Raw genomic sequence first — 18,988 nt, 5'->3', positions numbered from 1 at the left:
AATCGGAGCCGGACACTATAAATTAGATTCATGTCACTCCTGACCACCATAGATGATCGCACCCGGGAAATTTTCCGGCGGGTGGTGGAGGCATATATAGAGACCGGCGAGCCCGTCGGCTCCCGTACCCTGTCTCAGGCGGGCGGTCTCAATGTATCACCTGCAACAATTCGCAATGTCCTGTCAGACCTGACTGATATGGGACTGCTTTTTGCCCCGCATGTTTCCGCAGGCCGGATGCCGACCCAACAGGGATTGCGTCTGTTCGTGGACGGATTACTGCAGGTTGGTGATGTCTCTGAAGTTGAGCGCAAGGCGCTGGCAGAGCAGGAGGGGTCGGGTCGGTCAGCAGATGATATTCTGAGCGGTCTTGCCGCACGCCTTTCCGGCCTTACCCAGACCGCAGGCCTGGTCATGGCCACCAAGGGGGAGGCGCCACTCAAGCATGTTGAGTTCGTCCAGACCAGTCCGGAAAAGGCGCTGGTCGTGCTCGTCTCCGGCAATGGTGATGTGGAAAACCGGATCATCGACCTGCCGGTCGGCCTTCCGCCAGCTGCACTGATTGAAGCGGGCAATTACCTCAATGCCCGGTTGAAAGGGCGTACACTGGCAGAAGCCAAGTCTGTTATCGAAGGAGAAATTCTTGAGAGCCGTGCAGCTGTAAATGACCTGACGGCAGAGCTTGTGCGCAAAGGGGTGGCAGAGCTTGCAAGTGACGGGGCCAACCTGATTGTACGCGGTCAGGCACATCTTTTGAATACAGACAGTGAAGCAGACCTTGAGCGTGTCCGTATGCTGATCGAAGATCTGGAGCAGAAAAAGGATGTAATTGAGTTGATGGAAGCAGCGCGCGAAGGGCGCGGTGTGCGCATTTTCATAGGTTCGGAAAATCGCCTGTTTTCCCTTTCCGGATCTTCCGTTGTGGTCTCCCCCTACCGGGACGAAGGGGATAATATCATTGGTGTTGTTGGTGTTATCGGGCCAACCCGGCTCAATTATGCCCGGATCATCCCCATGGTCGATTACACAGCGGAAATTGTCACGCGCCTGTTGAAATAGCGCAGGTTAATGCGTAAATGGCTGTCCTTCCGAATTCATTGAGACATAAAGTGTGAGCTACGTATGAGCGACCAGACATCCAGCGAAGTTGAGCCGGAAACAGAAGCCGAAAATCCTGAAGAGGTGATGCAAGCCGCTCTTGACGGTTATGACGAACTCGACCCCGAGGCGCGCATCACGCAACTCGAGAGCGAACTGGAAGTGGCAAAGGACCGGATGATGCGCCTGGCCGCTGATCTTGAGAATACGCGCAAGCGCGCCGCCCGGGAAAAGACCGAGGCCAGCCAATACGCGATCAAAGGCTTTGCAGGTGATTTGCTCTCTGTGGCTGACAATTTCCAGCGCGCGCTCGAAAACGCGCCGGAAGATCCGTCTGCGGCCGGGCCGGATGTTCTTAAAGGGCTGATCAACGGGATACGCATGACCGAGAAAGAACTGCTCAGCGTTTTTGAACGCAATGGCGTGACCCGCATCTTCCCGGCAGGTGACCCGTTTGACCCGAATCTGCATCAGGCGATCGCCGAGGTGCCGGGTAATGGAGAGCCAAAGGGACATGTGGTGGATGTGGCGCAGCCGGGCTTCACTATAGGTGACCGGGTTCTGCGTGCGGCGATGGTGACAGTGTCAACAGGTGCCGGAGCAGCATAGCTGGCAGAACGCACATAATCTGAAAATACAACTGTTCACAGGCGACAACCTGTTTTGTTGAAGTCATTGATATTGCCTTCTGACGGGCTGCTGACGCCTGCAGGGCGGCCCTTGAATGTTATCCAATAACTCATCATACTTTCCCGCTGATATTAACAGAGGGATTGGACATGCGTTTAAGCAAGCGTGAGATGAAATATACACTCGGGTCAACCGTTGCACTGGCTCTGTTCGCATGCGCGAGCGGCGCTGCGGCGCAAGACGTTCCTATCATACAGCCTGGGGCACCAGGTGAGCCCGGCCGCGCCCTTTCTGCTGATGAAGCCGCGAAAGTGGCAGATACAAGATATACGGAAGATGACGTGCGCTTCATGCAGGACATGATTCCGCATCATTATCAGGCTGTTGAAATGGCGGCTTTGGTTGGCGATCGAACCAACCGTGCGGAAATTGTGGACCTTGCCGGGCGTATTAATGCCTCGCAGGCAGATGAAATTGCCTTCATGCAAACCTGGCTGCGCGATCGGGGTGAACATGCGCCAGATCCGATGAAACAACATGATGGTGAAGAGGGGCACGATCATCATCAGCACAACCACCACAAAACTCATATGGATCATGAGATGATGGGGATGGCGACTCCGGAACAGATGGAGCAGCTTGCAGCATCAGAGGGCGCTGCCTTTGACAGGTTGTTTCTTGAGCTGATGATTCCGCATCATGAAGGCGCTGTGCGCATGTCGCGGGATCTGCTCTCACAGTCAGGGTCGGCATATGACCCGGTGCTCTATGATTTTGTAAACGACATTATTAACGATCAGGATGCAGAGATCAGGCGCATGACGGCTTTGCTCGCCGGCCTGTCGGAAGACCCGCGCGTTGGTCTTGCTGCGGGTTTCCGCGATGCAGGCGAAGCAATCAGCAATCTTGAACTGGTTGCGACCCTGCCAAAACCGCAGGGCTTCTTTGACCCGGAAAACCCGGCTGGATTGCCGCCAATTATTGATCCGGATGAAGATGAAGAGGAAGATGAGGAAACAGCGACTGAATGGGGCGCGCGCTCTCCGCTGTTGAGTTTCTCCAATACTGACATGGCTTTTGTCGATGATACGCTGATTGTGGGCAATTATCATGGCTTCAACATCTACAAGCTGGATGAAGAAGGGTTGCCATCGTTGACGAGCTCTGTGGTTTGCCCCGGTGGTCAGGGTGATGTGTCGGTTGTTGGTGATATACTGATCATGTCGGTTGAGCAGACGCGTGGGCGTGTTGATTGTGGTCAGCAGGGCATTACAGAAGATGTAAGCGCTGAGCGCTTCCGTGGCCTGCGTATCTTTGACATCAGCGACCTGTCACAACCGGTTCAGGTTGGCCAGGTGCAGACATGCCGTGGCTCGCATACACACTCGGTTGTGTCCGGCCCGGGCCGCGACGGTAAAATCATCGTCTATAATTCGGGCACAGCTTCTGTCCGGGACGACGAAGAACTCGCAGGTTGCATCGGCGATATTCCCGGTGATGACAGAACGGCCCTGTTCCGCATTGATGTTGTCGAAATTCCTGTGGATGATCCGTCAAAGGCGCGCATTGTCGACAGCCCGGCGGTCTTCGCTGATCCTGAGACAGGTGCGCTTGCCGGGTTATGGCGTGGCGGCGATCATGGTGAGGATACGCAGGAAACCGAGATTACGGATCAGTGTCATGACATCACCGTCTTCCCATCTGCCAAGATTGCAGCTGGTGCCTGTTCCGGCAACGGCATTATCTTTGACATCTCAAATCCCCTGAAACCGCGCCGTATTGATGCTGTGGTGGATAAAGGATTTGCCTACTGGCATTCAGCCACATTCAACAATGATGGCACAAAAGTACTGTTTACAGATGAATGGGGCGGGGGTGGCCGTCCGCGCTGCCGTGTCCATGATCCTATGGATTGGGGCGCAAATGCGCTTTACGATATTGAAGACGGAAAACTTGAATTCCGTAGTCACTATAAATTACCCGCGCCGCAATCGGACGAGGAAAATTGCGTCGCGCATAATGGGTCCATTATCCCGGTGCCGGGCCGTGATATTTTCGCTCAGGCCTGGTATCAGGGCGGCTTGTCGCTGATAGATTTTACAGACTCCTCCAACCCGGTTGAAATCGGTTATTTTGATCGCGGTCCAGTACATCCTGAGCGCATGATGGTTGGCGGTTTCTGGTCCACATATTGGTATAATGGCCGCATCTACGGCACAGAGATTATTCGCGGACTTGATGTATTTGCCCTCAAGCCGAGCGATTATCTGACCGAGAATGAAATTGCCGCTGCGCTTCTGGCCGACCAGGGAGCCGTCTTTAATCCACAGCAGCAATTGCCGGTTACATGGCCCGCTGTGCCCGTCGTGGCCCATGCCTATCTGGACCAGCTAGAGCGTGGCAAAGATCTTTCAGCTGACCGCCTGTCTGCCTTGCGCATGATGGTTGACACACTCGAAGCAGGCCTCGCAGGCGAAGAGCGCAACACATCTCTTGCCCGCGATGTTCGCCAGACAGCGCGTGATTTGCGCCGCGTGGATGCTAACGGGCAGGCGGCGAAGCGCCTCGCTGCTCTGGCAGAAACCTTGCAGGAAATGGCCGATCAGCTGCGCTAATCAGCTAATACGCACGCCAAATCTTACAAGCCTTTGATCTGAGGCTTGTATAACCAGTGTCCGGACACGATTTTACTTGTGACCGGATACGGTTCTTGATGACAATGATCCGTATCACTGTTGCAATCGGAGGCATTGATCATGGCCACACGTCATCAGTCAAAGAAACCGAAGAAGACGCAATCCGTTGAAGTGCGCGTCAGCGAGGAAGACAAAAGCGCCTTTCTGGCGGCTTGCCGCGATGCAGGCCGACCTGCCAGCGAGGTTCTTCGGCGGTTGATGAAGCTGTTCGTGATCGTCCAACAACAGCGACGAAGGTACATTAAAATGACCAATATGAGTTTCCTGAAAACCGCCAGCGCCGGGCTGGCGACATCTGCCATTGCGCTTGCGATCGGTGCCAGCCTGCTCTTTGCCCCTGTGGCCAGTGCAAAAGGTCATCTCAACTACAAAATTTCCATAGAGGACGGGATCGGGGTGATTATCTCGCAAGGGAGCGTCGATCTTGATGAGGAGAAGATGGCAGAGCCGGTGACAGAGGCGCTTGGGGATGCAGTGCAATACGAACTGCGGGCAACGCCGTGCGCGCAGGTTGAGCAACCAGAATGTTTGCCCGGTCACGTATTCATTGAACTCGATGTATTGACTCGGTCCGATGCAGCTGAAGATGATCAGAATGCAGTCAGCCTGATTGTTAGAGAGGGCGATACTGCGTTGTTTGAGCGTATCCTGAAAAATGGCCTGACACTGACTGCTTTTCTGGAGCCGATGAATGCGCCTCTTGAGAACTAGGAGCAAATAAGGTTGTCAGCCTGCCGCCGGGTTAATCTTCATAAATCCCCTGTTAACCACGACCAGCGAGACTGCCGCGCGACATGCGGCAGTATCATTCTTCAGACAGCAAACGCTTTTTGCGGCGCCACTGGTTGGTTGCGGCCAGCTGGCTTGCCGTGCTGCCAGTTGGCGAGGCGCTGGCCGCTCCGGGACAGACAGTCTCGGCTCAGCACGCGCCAGAGATGGTGACACTTTCGGGTCAGCAGGCCCTGAAGGTTGCCGAGGAACTGCTCGTGAAGGAAGAGTATGACGAGGCAGAAGCTATTCTCACCCGCCTTGCCGCGGCTGACCCTGATAAAGTGGATATATATCAGGTGCGGTTCCTCACTGGCTTGCTGGCTGTCGGGCGAAAGGATTTCGTTGCTGCCGAGGAACATTTTCGGATTATTCTCGATCAGAAACCGGACCTCATCCGTGTGCGCCTTGAATTGGCACGCAGTCTTTATGAACAGCAGAAAGACGGCGCGGCGGCCTACCATTTCCGGTATGTGCTCGGCAATGGTCTGCCTGAAGAGACCAAAAAAATCGTGCGTCAGTTTCTGCACCGCATTGAAGCGCGAAAGGTATTTCATCTGCAGCTCGGCACTGCCATCGTGCCGAACAGTAACATCAATAATGGCCCGAAGGATGATACGGTTACAGTCTTCGGTTTACCGTTCCAGCTTGATGATGCAGCACAGAAGCAGTCAGGCACAGGGCTTTCCACATCTCTGAATGTCGCGGCTTTCCCAATACTTACGGACCGTTTGCGCCTTGAAACCCGGGCAGGTGCGCGGGTCGTGGATTATTCCAACGCAGACTTTGACGATGTTTTCATGTCCTTCGAGATCGGCCCGCGTTTACAGATGAAAAAAGCGAACCTCAGTGTGCTGGGGGCTTTTTCCAAGCGCTGGTTCGGGGGAGAGCGGTTTTCGCGCAGTCACGGGATGCGCATGGTGCTGACAACGCCGCTGTCGGATCGGATGCGGTTTTCCCTTCGCAGCTCTTACGCACAGGTTGATTACAGCAGTAATCCAGGCAGGTCCGGGCCGGTTTATTCCGGCGCTTTTTCTGTGCAGCGTGTGATGGACAAGCGCACCGTCGCAGGGCTGGGCTTTCAGGTGACGCGCGAGGAAGCAACTGCCAATAATCTCAAAAACCATCAGTACAGGCTGAATGGTTTCATCTCCCGTGAGTTGCCGTGGGGGATCACTGGGCAGGTCGCGCCTGATTACTATATTCGTGATTTCCAGAGTTCGTCGCGTCTGGATGAGACTTACGGCTTGTCATTTCGGGTGACAAAGCGGGACTGGCGGTATCATGGCTTTGCACCTGTCTTCAGCTATTCATATCTGAAGAACGTCTCGAACAATCCGTTCTTCAATTACGATCGCCATTCGGCTGATATAGGTGTGACCCGGAACTTTTAGACTGGGCAGTATTAATTCTGTTGCGATGCGGCTTCCGGGTTGGCCCCGAGGAAGCCACCAATGCCGTGTACGCTGCCATTACCGAATACCAGTGTCCCGGCAACTTCGTCTGCATCCGCCCCGAAGAAAGCCCCTTCAAGCTCGCCGGTAATGCTTGCATCAGAGCGACTGACGAAAGTGCCGAAAAACGTGTCATCGGTAATGTCGCCGGTGCCATCGAAGACATCATAGTCGAAGAAGTCGGATGTGCCGTCGATGCCTGTTTCACGAATGTCGGCGTCATAGACAAAGTCGAGAAGATTGGTGGTGAAATCAAAATTGAACGCAATCGAGCCGACCAGATCCTGTATATTGTTGTTCTGAAGGATATAGCCCTCAACAGTGGCTGTGTATGAAGCCGTACCGGATGTCGGTACCTCGTTCAGCGGGGTGCGTTCACCCCACACAGCGGCACCATAGGTTTCCTGGCCATTGCCAGCCGTCGCATCCACCCAAACGCCAAGTGTAGCATAGTTTGTTGTGCCGGCCCCATTGGTCAGGTTCAGATGAAAATACTGAACGCCGTTGGTTTCATAATAATAGAAGTCACTGTTTGTGATCAGATCGTTGACGCGGTCGGTGATAGCCGCCGCCAGGTCCTGCGCATTGGGATCCGTGGATTCTGACAGTTGTGCCATGAAGGCATTCACGGCACCCGGGTCACCAAAAAAACTGTCGATTGTGTCCTGATCAAAAAAACCACCCCAGATGTAAGGGTTGGAAGAAATGACGATCGCTTCATTGTTGAACTCAAAGCCAAGATCCACAGGGTCTGTCAGCATCACATTAAAAAAAGTTTCTGACATGGAAGAAACGCCTGAACTGACATCGAACCTGAACGTGTCATTATTGGCGTCGTAGAACATGGTGTTCCCATCATTGAAGAACCCACGCACGGACTCCTGAAAAACCAGTGCCTCCTGTCCGGTTGCCTGGTTCACCACCTGCCGGTTCACGGTGAGGGTCGTCGCGGCTACGTCGTAGGAGGCGCTGACGCCGTCACCACTACTCGGGTGAAGGTAGGATGTATCGGTCATGATGAGGTTGCGCGCCGGTGCCGGTGTGCCGTTGGTATCCAGAACCGGTCCCGGGTCACCAGGTGCACCACTGCCGCCGGAGGCACAGGCGGCAAGGGAGAAACAGGCAGCGGAAAGAAACAGGCGGCTGAAAATGGCGTTCATGGAACGAAACCTCGAAAGTGGAATAACTCCAGCCTGATTAGCAAAACGAGGTGAATGGAAGCTTAAGAGCTAATTTAGGCAGTTTTAATAAAGCCATCTTGTGCTTTATAAAGTGAATCTAAGGGGCGGGATTGACTGTACTAAGAACCTATACCTAGGGTGTGGACTCAATTGATCCAGCATTTTGCTGCGAAGAGATATATCATGTTGATGAAGTTCCTTCGAGATTTCTCGAACCGTGTAGCCAGCCGTCTCATGTCTTTCATTTTGTAGAAGAACCGCTCGACAATATTACGCATGGCGTAAAGGCTGGTGTCATGCGGGACCGGATTGCGCGCATTGGACTTGGCGGGAATAACCGCCAACGCACCTTCATCGGCGATATCGCGCCTGATCTTCGCACTGCCATAGGCTTTGTCCAGGACCATCGCCAGAGGCGGCATCTCCCAGTCGAGGAAGACATTCATCACCTGGCTGTCATGAACATGGCCGCCAGTGACCTCAATGCGCAATGGCCTGCCATTTTCATCTACGGCCACGTGAACTTTGCTTGTGCGACCGCCCCGTGAGCGTCCAATATCTTCCGCCAGTTCCCCCTTTTTGAGCCACTCGCTGCGCGGTGAGCTTTGACAATCGAGGCGTCTATGAAGATCAGACTGTCCTCACATTCTTCAGCGAGCGCATCGAATATGCCCTTCCAGACGCCGCGCTCGCCCCACCTGTTATACCGATTGTAAGCAGTCGTGTACGGTCCATATCGTTCCGGCAAGTCCCGCCATGGCGCGCCTGTGCGCAAAATGTAAAAGATGCCGTTCAGGATCGTACGATCATCTTTGCGCTTCGGGCCGCGGCTAACCTTTGGCAACAACGGTTCAATCACCGCCCATTCTTCATCCGACAAATCAAACCGCGCCATTTAAGACTCCCTTTCGGAAATCCCTGAATCACGCTTTGCACAAACAAATCAATCAGTTAAAGGTACAGACCCTAGAAGATGGTTTTAATTTTAAAGGGTGCTTCCGTGAAATTTTTTTCCGTCCCGCAAATAAAAAACCCGACAAGGCCAGATGCTGGCGATGATGCCGCGTTCCTCGACGGCGACGGGATATTCAAGCGTGTAGGCAATTCTGGCAACATGGCCTTCATGTATGCGATTCGCCAACATGTGGACTCAATCCGGCATGCGTCGGAGAGTAACCATGGCAACCCGGATGTTTTTGTTGTCGGGGCATCCAATCAGGTCAATAAGAATGTGACCCCATCGCTGGATATGCCGATGTTTCGGCAGAGCTTGCCAATTGTGCAGATCGGCTTAGGAGCGCAGGCACCAAATCTTGAGCATGACTTTGAGATGCAAGAAGCTACCCTGGCATGGATCGAGAAAATTCAATCTTTATCCCCGACTGATTATCCCAATATCTCAGTTAGGGGGATGTACACTTATAGTGTGTTTGAGAAATATGGTGTACATCAGAAAGCAGTACCACTGGGTTGTCCAAGCCTGTTCATTAATCCGGCTAAGAACCTCGGGGCGATAATCAAGGCTGGGCTTAAAACTAATTATAGACGCATTGGTACGGGACCGGGTAATCTCATGGCTAAGGCACAGCATATCGTGCCTCTGGAACGGTCGCTTGCAGAAATTGCTGAATGGGGTGGTGGCGGTTACTTGGTCCAGCATCCAAAGCAACTTTTCTCTTTATCCTTTGGAGATCGCAGTCAGATTGCTGAGGAAGATCTCGATCATATACGGGCCCGTATCAAGCCTCATTTAACAACAGACGAATTTTGTCATTGGTTCGCGGGCAATGCAAAATTGTTCGTTAACGTACCATCGTGGTTACATTATGCGCGCTCGCTTGATGCTTATGTCGGAATGCGTATTCACGGTACTATGCTAACGATCCAATCGGGCAAGCCAGCATTGTGCGTTGCTCTGGATTCTCGCCAGCACGAGTTGTGTCAGATAATGCATATTCCCCACATAGCAGCAGAAGAATTCTTTGATGGCGTAAACATAGGCAAAGTGACAGAGGTACTGGCCACACATGACTGGGACGCATTTGATGAAAATCGAAGGAATTTAAGCGGGAAGTATATCGAATTCCTAAATAACAATAAACTTAAAGAGACTGAACTTATAGCCCATCTAGCGGCATAAATTTCCACAATTTCCCCTGTCGCGAGTGGTTGAACCATGATGAACGCCTGCCTATATACCCGTTGAAGCTCTTGCCATCAGGCAGGGGCGCTGAAAATCAAATTGTTAAGTCTGGGGCCGATCGTCCGGGTGCTTGAAAAACGCATATCATGTGCAAAGGCTCGGCACTTCAGCCTGCTGTAAGGAGAATAAGACAAAATGGGTAAAATCATCGGTATCGACCTCGGTACAACTAATTCCTGTGTGGCTGTCATGGAAGGCAGCGACCCGAAGGTGATTGAAAACGCTGAAGGCGTGCGCACCACGCCGTCTGTGGTGGCATTTTCTGAAGATGGTGAGCGCCTGATGGGTCAGCCTGCTGTGCGTCAGGCCGTGACCAACCCGGAAAATACATTTTTCGCGATCAAGCGCCTGATTGGCCGTCCCTTCACGGACCCGACAGTCAAAAAAGATTCCAGCATGGTGCCGTATGCCATCGTCAAGGGCGATAATGGCGATGCCTGGGTTGAAGCGCGCGGTGAAAAATATGCCCCGTCTCAGATTTCCGCTTTCATCCTGCAGAAAATGAAAGAAACCGCTGAGAGCTATCTTGGCGAAACAGTGACGCAAGCTGTTATCACAGTCCCGGCCTATTTTAACGACGCCCAGCGTCAGGCGACCAAAGATGCTGGCAAGATTGCCGGCCTCGAAGTGCTGCGGATCATCAATGAGCCGACAGCAGCAGCGCTTGCCTATGGTCTCGACAAGAATGAGGGCAAGACCATCGCGGTTTATGACCTTGGCGGCGGTACCTTTGACGTTTCCATCCTTGAAATTGGGGATGGCGTCTTTGAAGTGAAATCCACAAACGGGGACACATTCCTTGGTGGTGAAGACTTCGATCTGCGCATTGTGGATTACCTTGCCGACCAGTTCAAAAAAGATAATGGCATGGACCTGCGCAATGACAAACTTGCGCTGCAACGCCTGAAAGAAGAAGCTGAAAAAGCCAAGAAAGAGCTTTCTTCTGCATCACAGTATGAAGTGAACCTGCCATATATCACGGCTGACGCTTCTGGTCCTAAGCACCTCAACCTCAAACTAACCCGTGCCAAGTTCGAGTCGCTGGTGGAAGATCTGGTCAAGCGTACGGTTGATCCATGCAAGGCTGCGTTGAAAGATGCAGGCCTCAGCGCCTCTGACATTGACGAGGTTGTGCTGGTTGGCGGCATGACCCGGATGCCGAAAATTCAGGAAACAGTGAAAAATTTCTTCGGCAAGGACCCGCATAAAGGGGTCAACCCTGACGAAGTTGTGGCTCTCGGGGCGGCTATTCAGGCTGGTGTTCTGCAGGGCGATGTCAAAGATGTTCTGCTTCTCGATGTGACCCCCTTGTCGCTCGGCATTGAAACGCTTGGTGGTGTTTTCACCCGTCTGATTGACCGCAATACAACGATCCCGACGAAAAAGTCACAAACCTTCTCGACGGCTGAAGATAACCAAAACGCGGTGACCATCCGTGTTGCGCAGGGCGAGCGTGAGATGGCAGCAGACAACAAGATGCTCGGCCAGTTTGATCTTGTTGGCATCCCGCCGGCACCGCGCGGCGTGCCGCAGGTTGAGGTGACCTTCGACATTGATGCAAACGGCATCGTGCATGTGTCTGCCAAGGACAAGGCGACCAACAAGGAGCAGTCGATCCGTATCCAGGCATCTGGTGGCTTGAGCGATGATGATATCGAGCAGATGGTGCAGGATGCAGAAGCGAATGCTGAAGCCGACAAACAGCGTCGTGAAACGGTCGAAGCCCGCAATCAGGCGGAAGCGCTGATCCATTCGACGGAAAGTGCCCTGAAAGAGCATGGCGACAAGATCGAAGATGGCGACAGGAAAGCCATCGAGGATTCCGTCACATCCATGCGCGAAATTCTGGACGATGAAAACGCCGATGCAGAAAAACTGCAGGGCGGTGTCCAGGCGCTGGCGGCTGCATCCATGAAACTGGGTGAAGCCATGTACAGCCAGGGTGAGGGCGATGTTGATGCACAGGCCGCTGCCGATGCGGCACGCGACGCAGCCGAAGACGCTGACATTGTTGACGCTGACTATGAAGAAGTCGACGGCGACAAAAAATAAACCAGCGGGAATCTGCTGAGAAATGTCAGGCGGCGCTAACCTCGACAAGAGGCGCGCCGTCTCGCAATTTGGCTTTCCCTCAAAAAGTGTTAGGTCGCTTTAGCTTATGGCACAGGATTACTATTCAACGCTGGGCATCTCGAAAGATGCTGACGAGAAGGCGGTCAAGTCTGCCTTTCGCAAACTCGCCATGAAATATCACCCGGATCAGAATCAGGGCGATGCTGAAGCGGAAAAAAAATTCAAGGAAATTGGCGAAGCCTACGAAGTCCTTTCAGATGAGCAGAAGCGTGCCGCTTATGATCGCTTCGGTCATGCAGCTTTCCAGAATGGTGGCATGGGGGGTGCTGGTGGCGGTGGTTTTAACCGTCAGGGTTTCTCGGCTGGCGCTTTTTCCGACATTTTTGATGATATATTCGGTGAGTTCATGGGCGGTGCCCGCCAGCAGGGCGGCGGACGACGCAGCCCCGGTCGCGGTGCAGACCTGAAACACGAAATGTCGATCAGCCTGTCAGAGGCGTATGCAGGCGTGAAAAAAACCATCACAGTCCCCTCATCGGAGGCATGTGATAATTGCGAAGGCTCCGGCTCTGAACCGGGGTCTGGTCCATCCACATGTGGCACCTGTCAGGGTCAGGGGCGTGTCCGGGCGCAGCAGGGTTTCTTCACGGTGGAGCGGACATGCCCCACCTGTAATGGTCAGGGCCAGGTGATCACTGACCCCTGTACTGCCTGTAACGGGCAGGGGCGCCTGCGCAAGGACCGCACGCTGCAGGTCGAAATCCCGGCAGGGGTTGAAGATGGCACGCGCATCCGTCTTGCCGGCGAAGGTGAAGCTGGTGTGCGCGGCGGTCCGTTCGGAGACTTGTATCTGTTTGTCTCTGTCGATGATCACGACCTGTTTGAGCGTGACGGGCCTGACCTTTATTGCATTGTCCATGTGCCCATGACGACAGCCGCCCTTGGCGGTGAAATAGAAGCCCCGACCATTGATGGCGGGCGTGTCAAAATAAAAATTCCGCCCGGCGCCCAGCCTGGCAAAAAATTCCGCCTGCGGGCTAAGGGCATGACCATGCTGCGCCGCAAGGGCACCGGCGACATGATTGTTGAGTTGATGGTGGAAACGCCGGTCAACCTGACAGTACGCCAGAAGGAACTGTTGCAGGAATTCTGTGAGGCTGGCGGCGATGAAGCCTGCCCGCAGTCCAAAGGCTTCTTCGCGCGTGCCAGAGAATTCTGGGACCAGATGAAAGACGCCTCATGACCGATATGTTGCGCATTGCTGTCGCAGGATGCGCGGGCCGGATGGGGCGCACACTGCTGCAGCTTGTTGAAAATGACGAGGCACTTTCCCTCGCAGGGGCGCTGGAGCATGAGGGCAGTCCTTATCACGGCAAACCATTATCCAGCCTGCTGCAAGGGTTGCCGGACAGTCTGACTGTCGGGGGGGCAATCAATGATCTTAATTCAAAGATTGATGTGCTGATTGATTTCACAACACCCTTTGCCACGATTGAACATATCGGCGATCTGGTCGAGCGAAGCATTCCCACGATCATCGGTACCACAGGTTTCAAGCCAGAGCAGTTGCGTGAAATAGAGGATGCGGCAAAGCATATTCCTGTTGTGCGCTCCGGCAATATGAGTCTTGGTGTCAATCTGTTGACGGAGCTTGTGCGCCGCGCTGCCGCCAGTCTTGGTGATGAATTCGATATTGAAATTCATGAAAGCCATCATCGTCACAAGGTGGATGCACCATCCGGTACAGCCTTGATGCTGGGTCATGCTGCTGCCAGAGGCAGGAAGGTGGAGCTTGAAGAGAAGTCAGTCCGTGTGCGTGATGGTATCATGGAGGAACGCGAAGCTGGCCAGATCGGGTTTTCTGTCACGCGCGCTGGTGGCATTGTGGGGGACCATCAGGTGCTGTTTGGATCAGAAGACGAGATCATTACGTTGTCGCACCGGGCAACAGACCGCTCGCTTTTTGCACGCGGCGCGCTGACTGCGGCCAAATGGGTGCAGGGGCGCAAACCCGGGCTTTATACCATGCGGGATGTTCTGGGGCTTAACTGAGCCTTAACCCTGTCTGTTAGTCCGGACTTAAAGGCCGGATGCTAGCCTGTGAAGCAAACAGCGGGAGACTTTTCATGCGCGACATCTTTATCGGTGCCATTCTGGTTGCGATCGTCTCTGCCGCCATGGTCAATCATCTGGATGGCCGCGCTACAGAAATAGTCTCGGCCCAGCAAGCTCCGGCAGAAATGGACAAGCCAGAAACGCCCAAAACAGGCTTTGACGGCCATGCTGATATTGTCAGAATACCACGTCGTGCCAATGGCCATTATTATGCTGATATCCAGCTCAATCGCCGATCAGTTGAAGTGTTGGTTGATACGGGGGCAAGCATTCTGGCGTTGCGCGACAGCGATGCCGCCGCTGCCGGTCTTTATCCGGCGCATCGGGATTTTGTTCATTCGATCAGTACAGCTAACGGCACGACAAAGGCTGCAAAAATGATGGTTGATGAGGTTGAGATTGGCCCCCTGATTGTTCGGAATACAGAAGTCTTTATCCTCCCGGATGAAAGTCTGTCTATCAGCCTTCTGGGTATGAATGTTCTTTCGGAACTCGGCTCAATCACATTCGACCAGAGCGAACTGGTCATCAAGCGGGCCTTATAAAGGGCTGAGCCTGGGAATTCTAATCAGGGTCGCATCAGGCTCGGCAGATCACCAAGATCGCCACCAGCCTGTCGCATGAATATCTTCCGCAAAGGATCTATTCTGTTTACCAGCCCCATCCCGGCGCTGCGGGCTGAGCGCAGGAGATCATTGTCAATCGACATGATCCGGTTGAGTGCATCCGTGCCAAAGGCAAGAGACGCAGAATCAAAGCGTCGCCAGCGATCATATTTTGCCAATGGTGTACCATGACCAATATCGAGGCCAGCCTGCCGGGTCTCCAACAGCACATCCCGCAAGGCGGCAATATCTTTCACGCCCAGATTATACCCTTGGCCTGCGATCGGGTGAATGCCATGGGCAGCGTCTCCGATCAGCGCGAGGCGATCAGCATGGAAACGGGAGGCGATATGGAAACCAAGCGGATAAGACCAGCGTGGTCCGGCCAGTGAAAGCTCGCCAAGATAGGAGCCAAAGCGTTTGGTAATCTCGGCAAGGAAAGGCGTGTCACTGAGGGCCATATAACTGTCAGCGCTTTTGGCGTTTTCCGTCCAGACAAGCGAGGAGCGGTTGTCCGTCATCGGCAGAATGGCAAACGGACCAGCTGGCAGGAACACTTCCTGGGCAATACCCAAATGGTCCTTTTCATGTGCCACAGTGCAGACAATGCCGCTTTGTGGATAATGCCAGCGGGCAGTTTTGATTTTTGCCTGTTCGCGCAAGGGAGAGCGGCGACCATCAGCGCCGATGACCAGTCTTGTGCGGTGCGTATCACCGTTTGTGAGACTGACTTCCGCATGGCCGGCGGCGGCCTTCATGCTCTTGCACAGGCCAGGGGCGATCAAGGTTATGTTCTCATGTTGAGCGATCGCATCAAAAAAGACACGCCGCATCAATCGGTTTTCTACTATCCAGCCAAGCGGGGTTGCTGCGTCACCTTCGCCAAGTTCGCGACTGTCGAAATGCAGGAAGCCTGGCGCCACCTCGCCTTTGCGGAAGCGTCCGGCAGGGCGACCATCTGTCACCAGAATATCGTTAATAGCGCCTGCCTGCGGCGCCATCCGTTCCCAAAGCCCAAGTTTCTTCAGCAATCTTGCTGACGCATAGGCGATGGCGGTAGTGCGTCCGTCAAAATTGTCGCCAGTCATATTGGCTGGGTCATCAGCATCTATCAACGTAACGGAAAAGCCCGCATCCGCGAGTGCCAGGGCTGCGAGACTTCCGGTCAGGCCGCCGCCAACGATAATCGTATCTGAGTGTAATTCCATAGCCTACACATAAGCCTGCGCCCGCATCAGGTCGAGAGAGTGGCACACAAAAAACCCCGGCTCTTGCGGAGCCGGGGCAGACTGTGGAGGAGAAACCACTAGTTGGAGGCTGAGAATCCAACACCGAACCAGAAGCCTGAAGATTCCAGTTGGGTCAGATCGCCATTATTGAACAGGTCGTTGGAGTCGTCGATGAATGTGTCTTCACTGTTGGCGCCGAAGCTGACGCTGACATATGCATCTGCATTATCTGCAACGCTTGTGCTCAGGGCCGCGGATGCAATGAAATAAGTGAAGTCATCGCCATCGGCATCAATGAACCCGAGTGTGCCACCCAGATCAAGGCTGACATTTTCTGCAACAGGGTAAGAGTGACTGGCAGCCCCTTCCAGGGTCGTCGCTTCGAGATCCAGATCGTAATAAAGATAGAGCGATGGGTCCAGCGGTGCAGCAATCGCCAAGCCTGCATAGAGTTCAGTTGTGTCAGATTCGCCATCAGAATCTGTGTAAATGTATCGGGTGAACCCTACATCGCCTAACAGGGACTCTGAAATATCGAACGAGTAACCAGCATAAATGTCGACTTCGTTGTCAAAAAATTCCCGGCTGTCGAGAGGCGTGGAAAACCAGACGCCGGTATAAAACCCGCCTTTGCCAATTTCCACGTAAGGTTGGATTGCCTCGTCAGCGAGTTGAAAGCCGCGGAAAACATACGCAGAGACAAAGTCCACGCCACCAGAGATGGAAATTTCCTCGGCCGCTGCTGGCAGAGTAGAGGCGGCGAGTGTGGCCAGAACGGCCAGTGATTTTTTAAGCATGATAAAACTCCTCAGAAGGTAATTAAAGTGGCATTAAACGCCATTATGATTCTCCCTATTGAAATAATATATTGCTTATTGTGCGGATGCAGCAAAGTCTAATCTGCAGTTTCCGCATGGGCTTTTCGATTCATGTGTCAGTTTTGCAACAAAATGTCACTGTGGCACAAAATACAGTCATTAAATGGCTGCGAGTACGTATATTTGGCGCGATACCTCTGTTGATATTGCGATGCACAAAATTCTTGCCTGTGATTTTGAATGTAGTTAGGCTCTTCAACTTTCGCGGTGCCTGGGTGCTGCGCAGGATCAGCATAATGGATAAGGGGCGCAAACCCATGAAAACACACAACAAAATCATCAGCCTTGCTGTTGCGGCATTTGTTTTAATGTCGGGGTCAGCTGTTCTGGCGCAAGATGCGGTGGTCGATGTAGCCCCAGCATCCGATACATCTGCCTATGTATTCAACTCACTTTTGTTCCTGATAAGTGGCATGGTGGTGATGTTCATGGCTGCAGGCTTCTGCATGCTGGAGGTGGGGCTGGTTCGCTCAAAAAATGCAGCGACAATCTGCCTGAAAAATATCGCTCTTTATTCCATAGCGGGCATCATGGTCTGGGTAACCGGCTACAACATTATCTATGGCGGGCCAGGCAATCATTTGCTGACGCCATTTACTGAATGGTTCTTCTGGACAGAGGGCAGCCTGGAAGAGCAGGTTGCGGCTGGATACTCCGCGCATTCTGACTGGTATTTCCAGATGGTGTTTGTGGCTACCGCAGCCTCTATCGTCTCCGGCACATTGGCGGAGCGCATCAAGTTGTGGCCGTTTCTGATCTTTGTCATCTTCCTGACCGGTTTCATCTATCCGATCCAGGCATCCTGGGAGTGGGGAGAAGGCTTCCTGGATGCTACTTTCAATTTCTCGGATTTTGCCGGATCCACATTGGTGCATTCAACTGGCGGCTGGGCGGCCCTTGCGGGCGCCATTGTTTTGGGGCCGCGTACCGGCAAGTTCCTTGGTAACAGGATAGATCCGATGCCGGGTTCTTCTCTGCCCCTAGCGACGCTTGGAACGTTCATCCTGTGGCTGGGCTGGTTTGGTTTTAATGGCGGGTCTCAGTTGGCAGCGGGGAGCATTGAAGACATCAATGCAGTCGGCAAAATCTTTGTAAATACGAACACAGCTGCGGCTGCGGGTGTCGTATCGGCCATGTTGTTGTCGAATATCCTGTATAAGAAAGTGGACCTGACAATCGCCCTGAACGGCGCGATCGGTGGTCTCGTTTCCATTACAGCAGAGCCCTTGATGCCAGCGATCTGGCAGGCCCTGATTATCGGGTCTGTCGGCGGGGTTATTGTCACCCTGTCTATTCCGTTGCTGTACCGTTTCAAAATTGATGATGTTGTTGGCGCAATCCCGGCGCACCTGTTCTGCGGCATATGGGGCACACTGGTCGTTGTCTGGTCCAACAACACAGCAACAGCTGGAGACGGCGCTCCCACTTTCCTCGGGCAGCTTGTGGGCGTCCTGCTGGTCGGTGTTTTTGTGTTTTCGATCTCATTCCTGATCTGGTTCATCCTGAAAAACACTGTTGGCATACGTGTTTCACCGGAAGAAGAGCTGAACGGGCTTGATGCAGTTGAACTGGGGCAGGAAGCCTATCCGGAGTTTACTGCCGGGCGGTAGCGCCGCTATTTGTTCTGAACGTGAGGGGTGCGGTTGACATGCCTTCATAGTATATGACGGGCAGGGCCATCATGGCTCTGCCCGTTTCTTATGGAGGATATAAAAATGGCCACAAAATTGACTGACAAGGAAAAGCACGAGTTTCTTGGCGGCCACACCGGCTGGTCCCTGGTCGAAGGGCGTGAGGCCGTTTTTCGCCGCTTTCAGTTTTCTGACTTCAATGAGGCTTTTGGCTTCATGGCCAGAGTTGCCCTTCTGGCCGATAAAATGGATCACCACCCGGAATGGTTCAATGTCTACAACAAGGTCGAGGTCACCTTGACCACGCACGACGTAGACGGACTTTCAGAAAATGATGTGCAGATGGCAGATTTCATGGACAAGATAGCAGAGTAAGTATTGTGGTTTGCCTCAAAACTGCCGCAAGCCTGCCCTCAGGCGGTCTTTT

General features: G+C 53.4%; 15 protein-coding genes and 1 pseudogene. 12 read left to right on the top strand and 4 right to left on the bottom strand.

The features are described from left to right. The first annotated feature begins 30 nt into the window (after nt 1–30). From hrcA to RAL90_RS13020, 5 genes are all read left to right on the top strand, one after another. Entirely contained in the window at nt 31–1,059 is a 1,029-nt protein-coding gene (gene hrcA, locus RAL90_RS13040; protein WP_306251320.1) for a heat-inducible transcriptional repressor HrcA, read from the top strand. Between the two features lie 63 nt (nt 1,060–1,122). Beyond that, entirely contained in the window at nt 1,123–1,707 is a 585-nt protein-coding gene (locus tag RAL90_RS13035) for a nucleotide exchange factor GrpE (protein ID WP_306251318.1), read from the top strand. 170 nt (nt 1,708–1,877) lie between these two features. Next, nucleotides 1,878–4,343 (top strand): DUF305 domain-containing protein, encoded by a 2,466-nt coding sequence (locus RAL90_RS13030; RefSeq protein WP_306251316.1) that lies wholly within the window; start codon nt 1,878–1,880, stop codon nt 4,341–4,343. Between the two features lie 141 nt (nt 4,344–4,484). Beyond that, nucleotides 4,485–5,135, top strand: a complete 651-nt coding sequence (locus RAL90_RS13025) for a hypothetical protein (protein WP_306251314.1) — start codon at nt 4,485–4,487, stop codon at nt 5,133–5,135. A gap of 83 nt (nt 5,136–5,218) precedes the next feature. Next, nucleotides 5,219–6,586, top strand: a complete 1,368-nt coding sequence (locus RAL90_RS13020) for a surface lipoprotein assembly modifier (protein ID WP_306251312.1) — start codon at nt 5,219–5,221, stop codon at nt 6,584–6,586. Between the two features lie 11 nt (nt 6,587–6,597). Here RAL90_RS13020 and RAL90_RS13015 read toward each other — a convergent pair whose 3' ends face one another. Together RAL90_RS13015 and RAL90_RS13010 are read right to left on the bottom strand one after the other, a co-directional pair. Beyond that, nucleotides 6,598–7,806 carry a transferrin-binding protein-like solute binding protein gene (locus RAL90_RS13015; protein WP_306251310.1) on the bottom strand — a complete coding sequence of 403 codons (1,209 nt, stop codon included), beginning with the start codon at nt 7,804–7,806 and terminating at the stop codon, nt 6,598–6,600. A 167-nt stretch (nt 7,807–7,973) separates the two neighbouring features. Beyond that, nucleotides 7,974–8,722 (bottom strand): annotated as a pseudogene (locus tag RAL90_RS13010) (IS5 family transposase). Nucleotides 8,723–8,827: 105 nt separating this feature from the next. Here RAL90_RS13010 and RAL90_RS13005 point away from each other — a divergent pair. From RAL90_RS13005 to RAL90_RS12985, 5 genes are all read left to right on the top strand, one after another. Continuing rightward, nucleotides 8,828–9,967, top strand: coding sequence for a polysaccharide pyruvyl transferase family protein (locus RAL90_RS13005; RefSeq protein WP_306251308.1), 1,140 nt, complete (start codon nt 8,828–8,830; stop codon nt 9,965–9,967). Nucleotides 9,968–10,165: 198 nt separating this feature from the next. Then, a complete protein-coding gene (dnaK, locus tag RAL90_RS13000; RefSeq protein ID WP_306251307.1) occupies nt 10,166–12,082 on the top strand; it encodes a molecular chaperone DnaK in 1,917 nt (638 codons plus the stop codon). A gap of 106 nt (nt 12,083–12,188) precedes the next feature. Beyond that, nucleotides 12,189–13,346 carry a molecular chaperone DnaJ gene (gene dnaJ, locus RAL90_RS12995; protein WP_306251305.1) on the top strand — a complete coding sequence of 386 codons (1,158 nt, stop codon included), beginning with the start codon at nt 12,189–12,191 and terminating at the stop codon, nt 13,344–13,346. After that, the gene (gene dapB / locus RAL90_RS12990; RefSeq protein WP_306251304.1) at nt 13,343–14,155 is read left to right on the top strand and encodes a 4-hydroxy-tetrahydrodipicolinate reductase; all 813 of its coding nucleotides are present in this window, start codon (nt 13,343–13,345) and stop codon (nt 14,153–14,155) included. Before dnaJ ends, dapB begins: the two co-directional genes overlap by 4 nt. A gap of 74 nt (nt 14,156–14,229) precedes the next feature. Beyond that, on the top strand, nt 14,230–14,763 hold the full coding sequence (locus RAL90_RS12985) for a TIGR02281 family clan AA aspartic protease (RefSeq protein WP_306251302.1): 534 nt from the start codon (nt 14,230–14,232) through the stop codon (nt 14,761–14,763). Between the two features lie 23 nt (nt 14,764–14,786). On the opposite strand, the gene RAL90_RS12980 is transcribed toward RAL90_RS12985, so the two are convergent. Then, nucleotides 14,787–16,031 carry a UbiH/UbiF/VisC/COQ6 family ubiquinone biosynthesis hydroxylase gene (locus RAL90_RS12980; RefSeq protein ID WP_306251301.1) on the bottom strand — a complete coding sequence of 415 codons (1,245 nt, stop codon included), beginning with the start codon at nt 16,029–16,031 and terminating at the stop codon, nt 14,787–14,789. Nucleotides 16,032–16,129: 98 nt separating this feature from the next. Beyond that, nucleotides 16,130–16,849, bottom strand: coding sequence for a TorF family putative porin (locus RAL90_RS12975; protein WP_306251299.1), 720 nt, complete (start codon nt 16,847–16,849; stop codon nt 16,130–16,132). 338 nt (nt 16,850–17,187) lie between these two features. Between RAL90_RS12975 and amt the strand changes: the two genes are divergently transcribed. Then, the gene (gene amt / locus RAL90_RS12970) at nt 17,188–18,540 is read left to right on the top strand and encodes an ammonium transporter (protein WP_306251297.1); all 1,353 of its coding nucleotides are present in this window, start codon (nt 17,188–17,190) and stop codon (nt 18,538–18,540) included. 105 nt (nt 18,541–18,645) lie between these two features. Continuing rightward, nucleotides 18,646–18,936 carry a 4a-hydroxytetrahydrobiopterin dehydratase gene (locus RAL90_RS12965; protein WP_306251295.1) on the top strand — a complete coding sequence of 97 codons (291 nt, stop codon included), beginning with the start codon at nt 18,646–18,648 and terminating at the stop codon, nt 18,934–18,936. Nucleotides 18,937–18,988 lie beyond the last annotated feature (52 nt).

It is taken from the genome of Parvularcula sp. IMCC14364 (assembly GCF_030758415.1).
Taxonomy (GTDB): domain Bacteria; phylum Pseudomonadota; class Alphaproteobacteria; order Caulobacterales; family Parvularculaceae; genus Aquisalinus.
The sequence above is the reverse complement of the archived record's forward strand: the minus strand, read 5'-3'. Positions and strand labels throughout refer to the sequence as shown.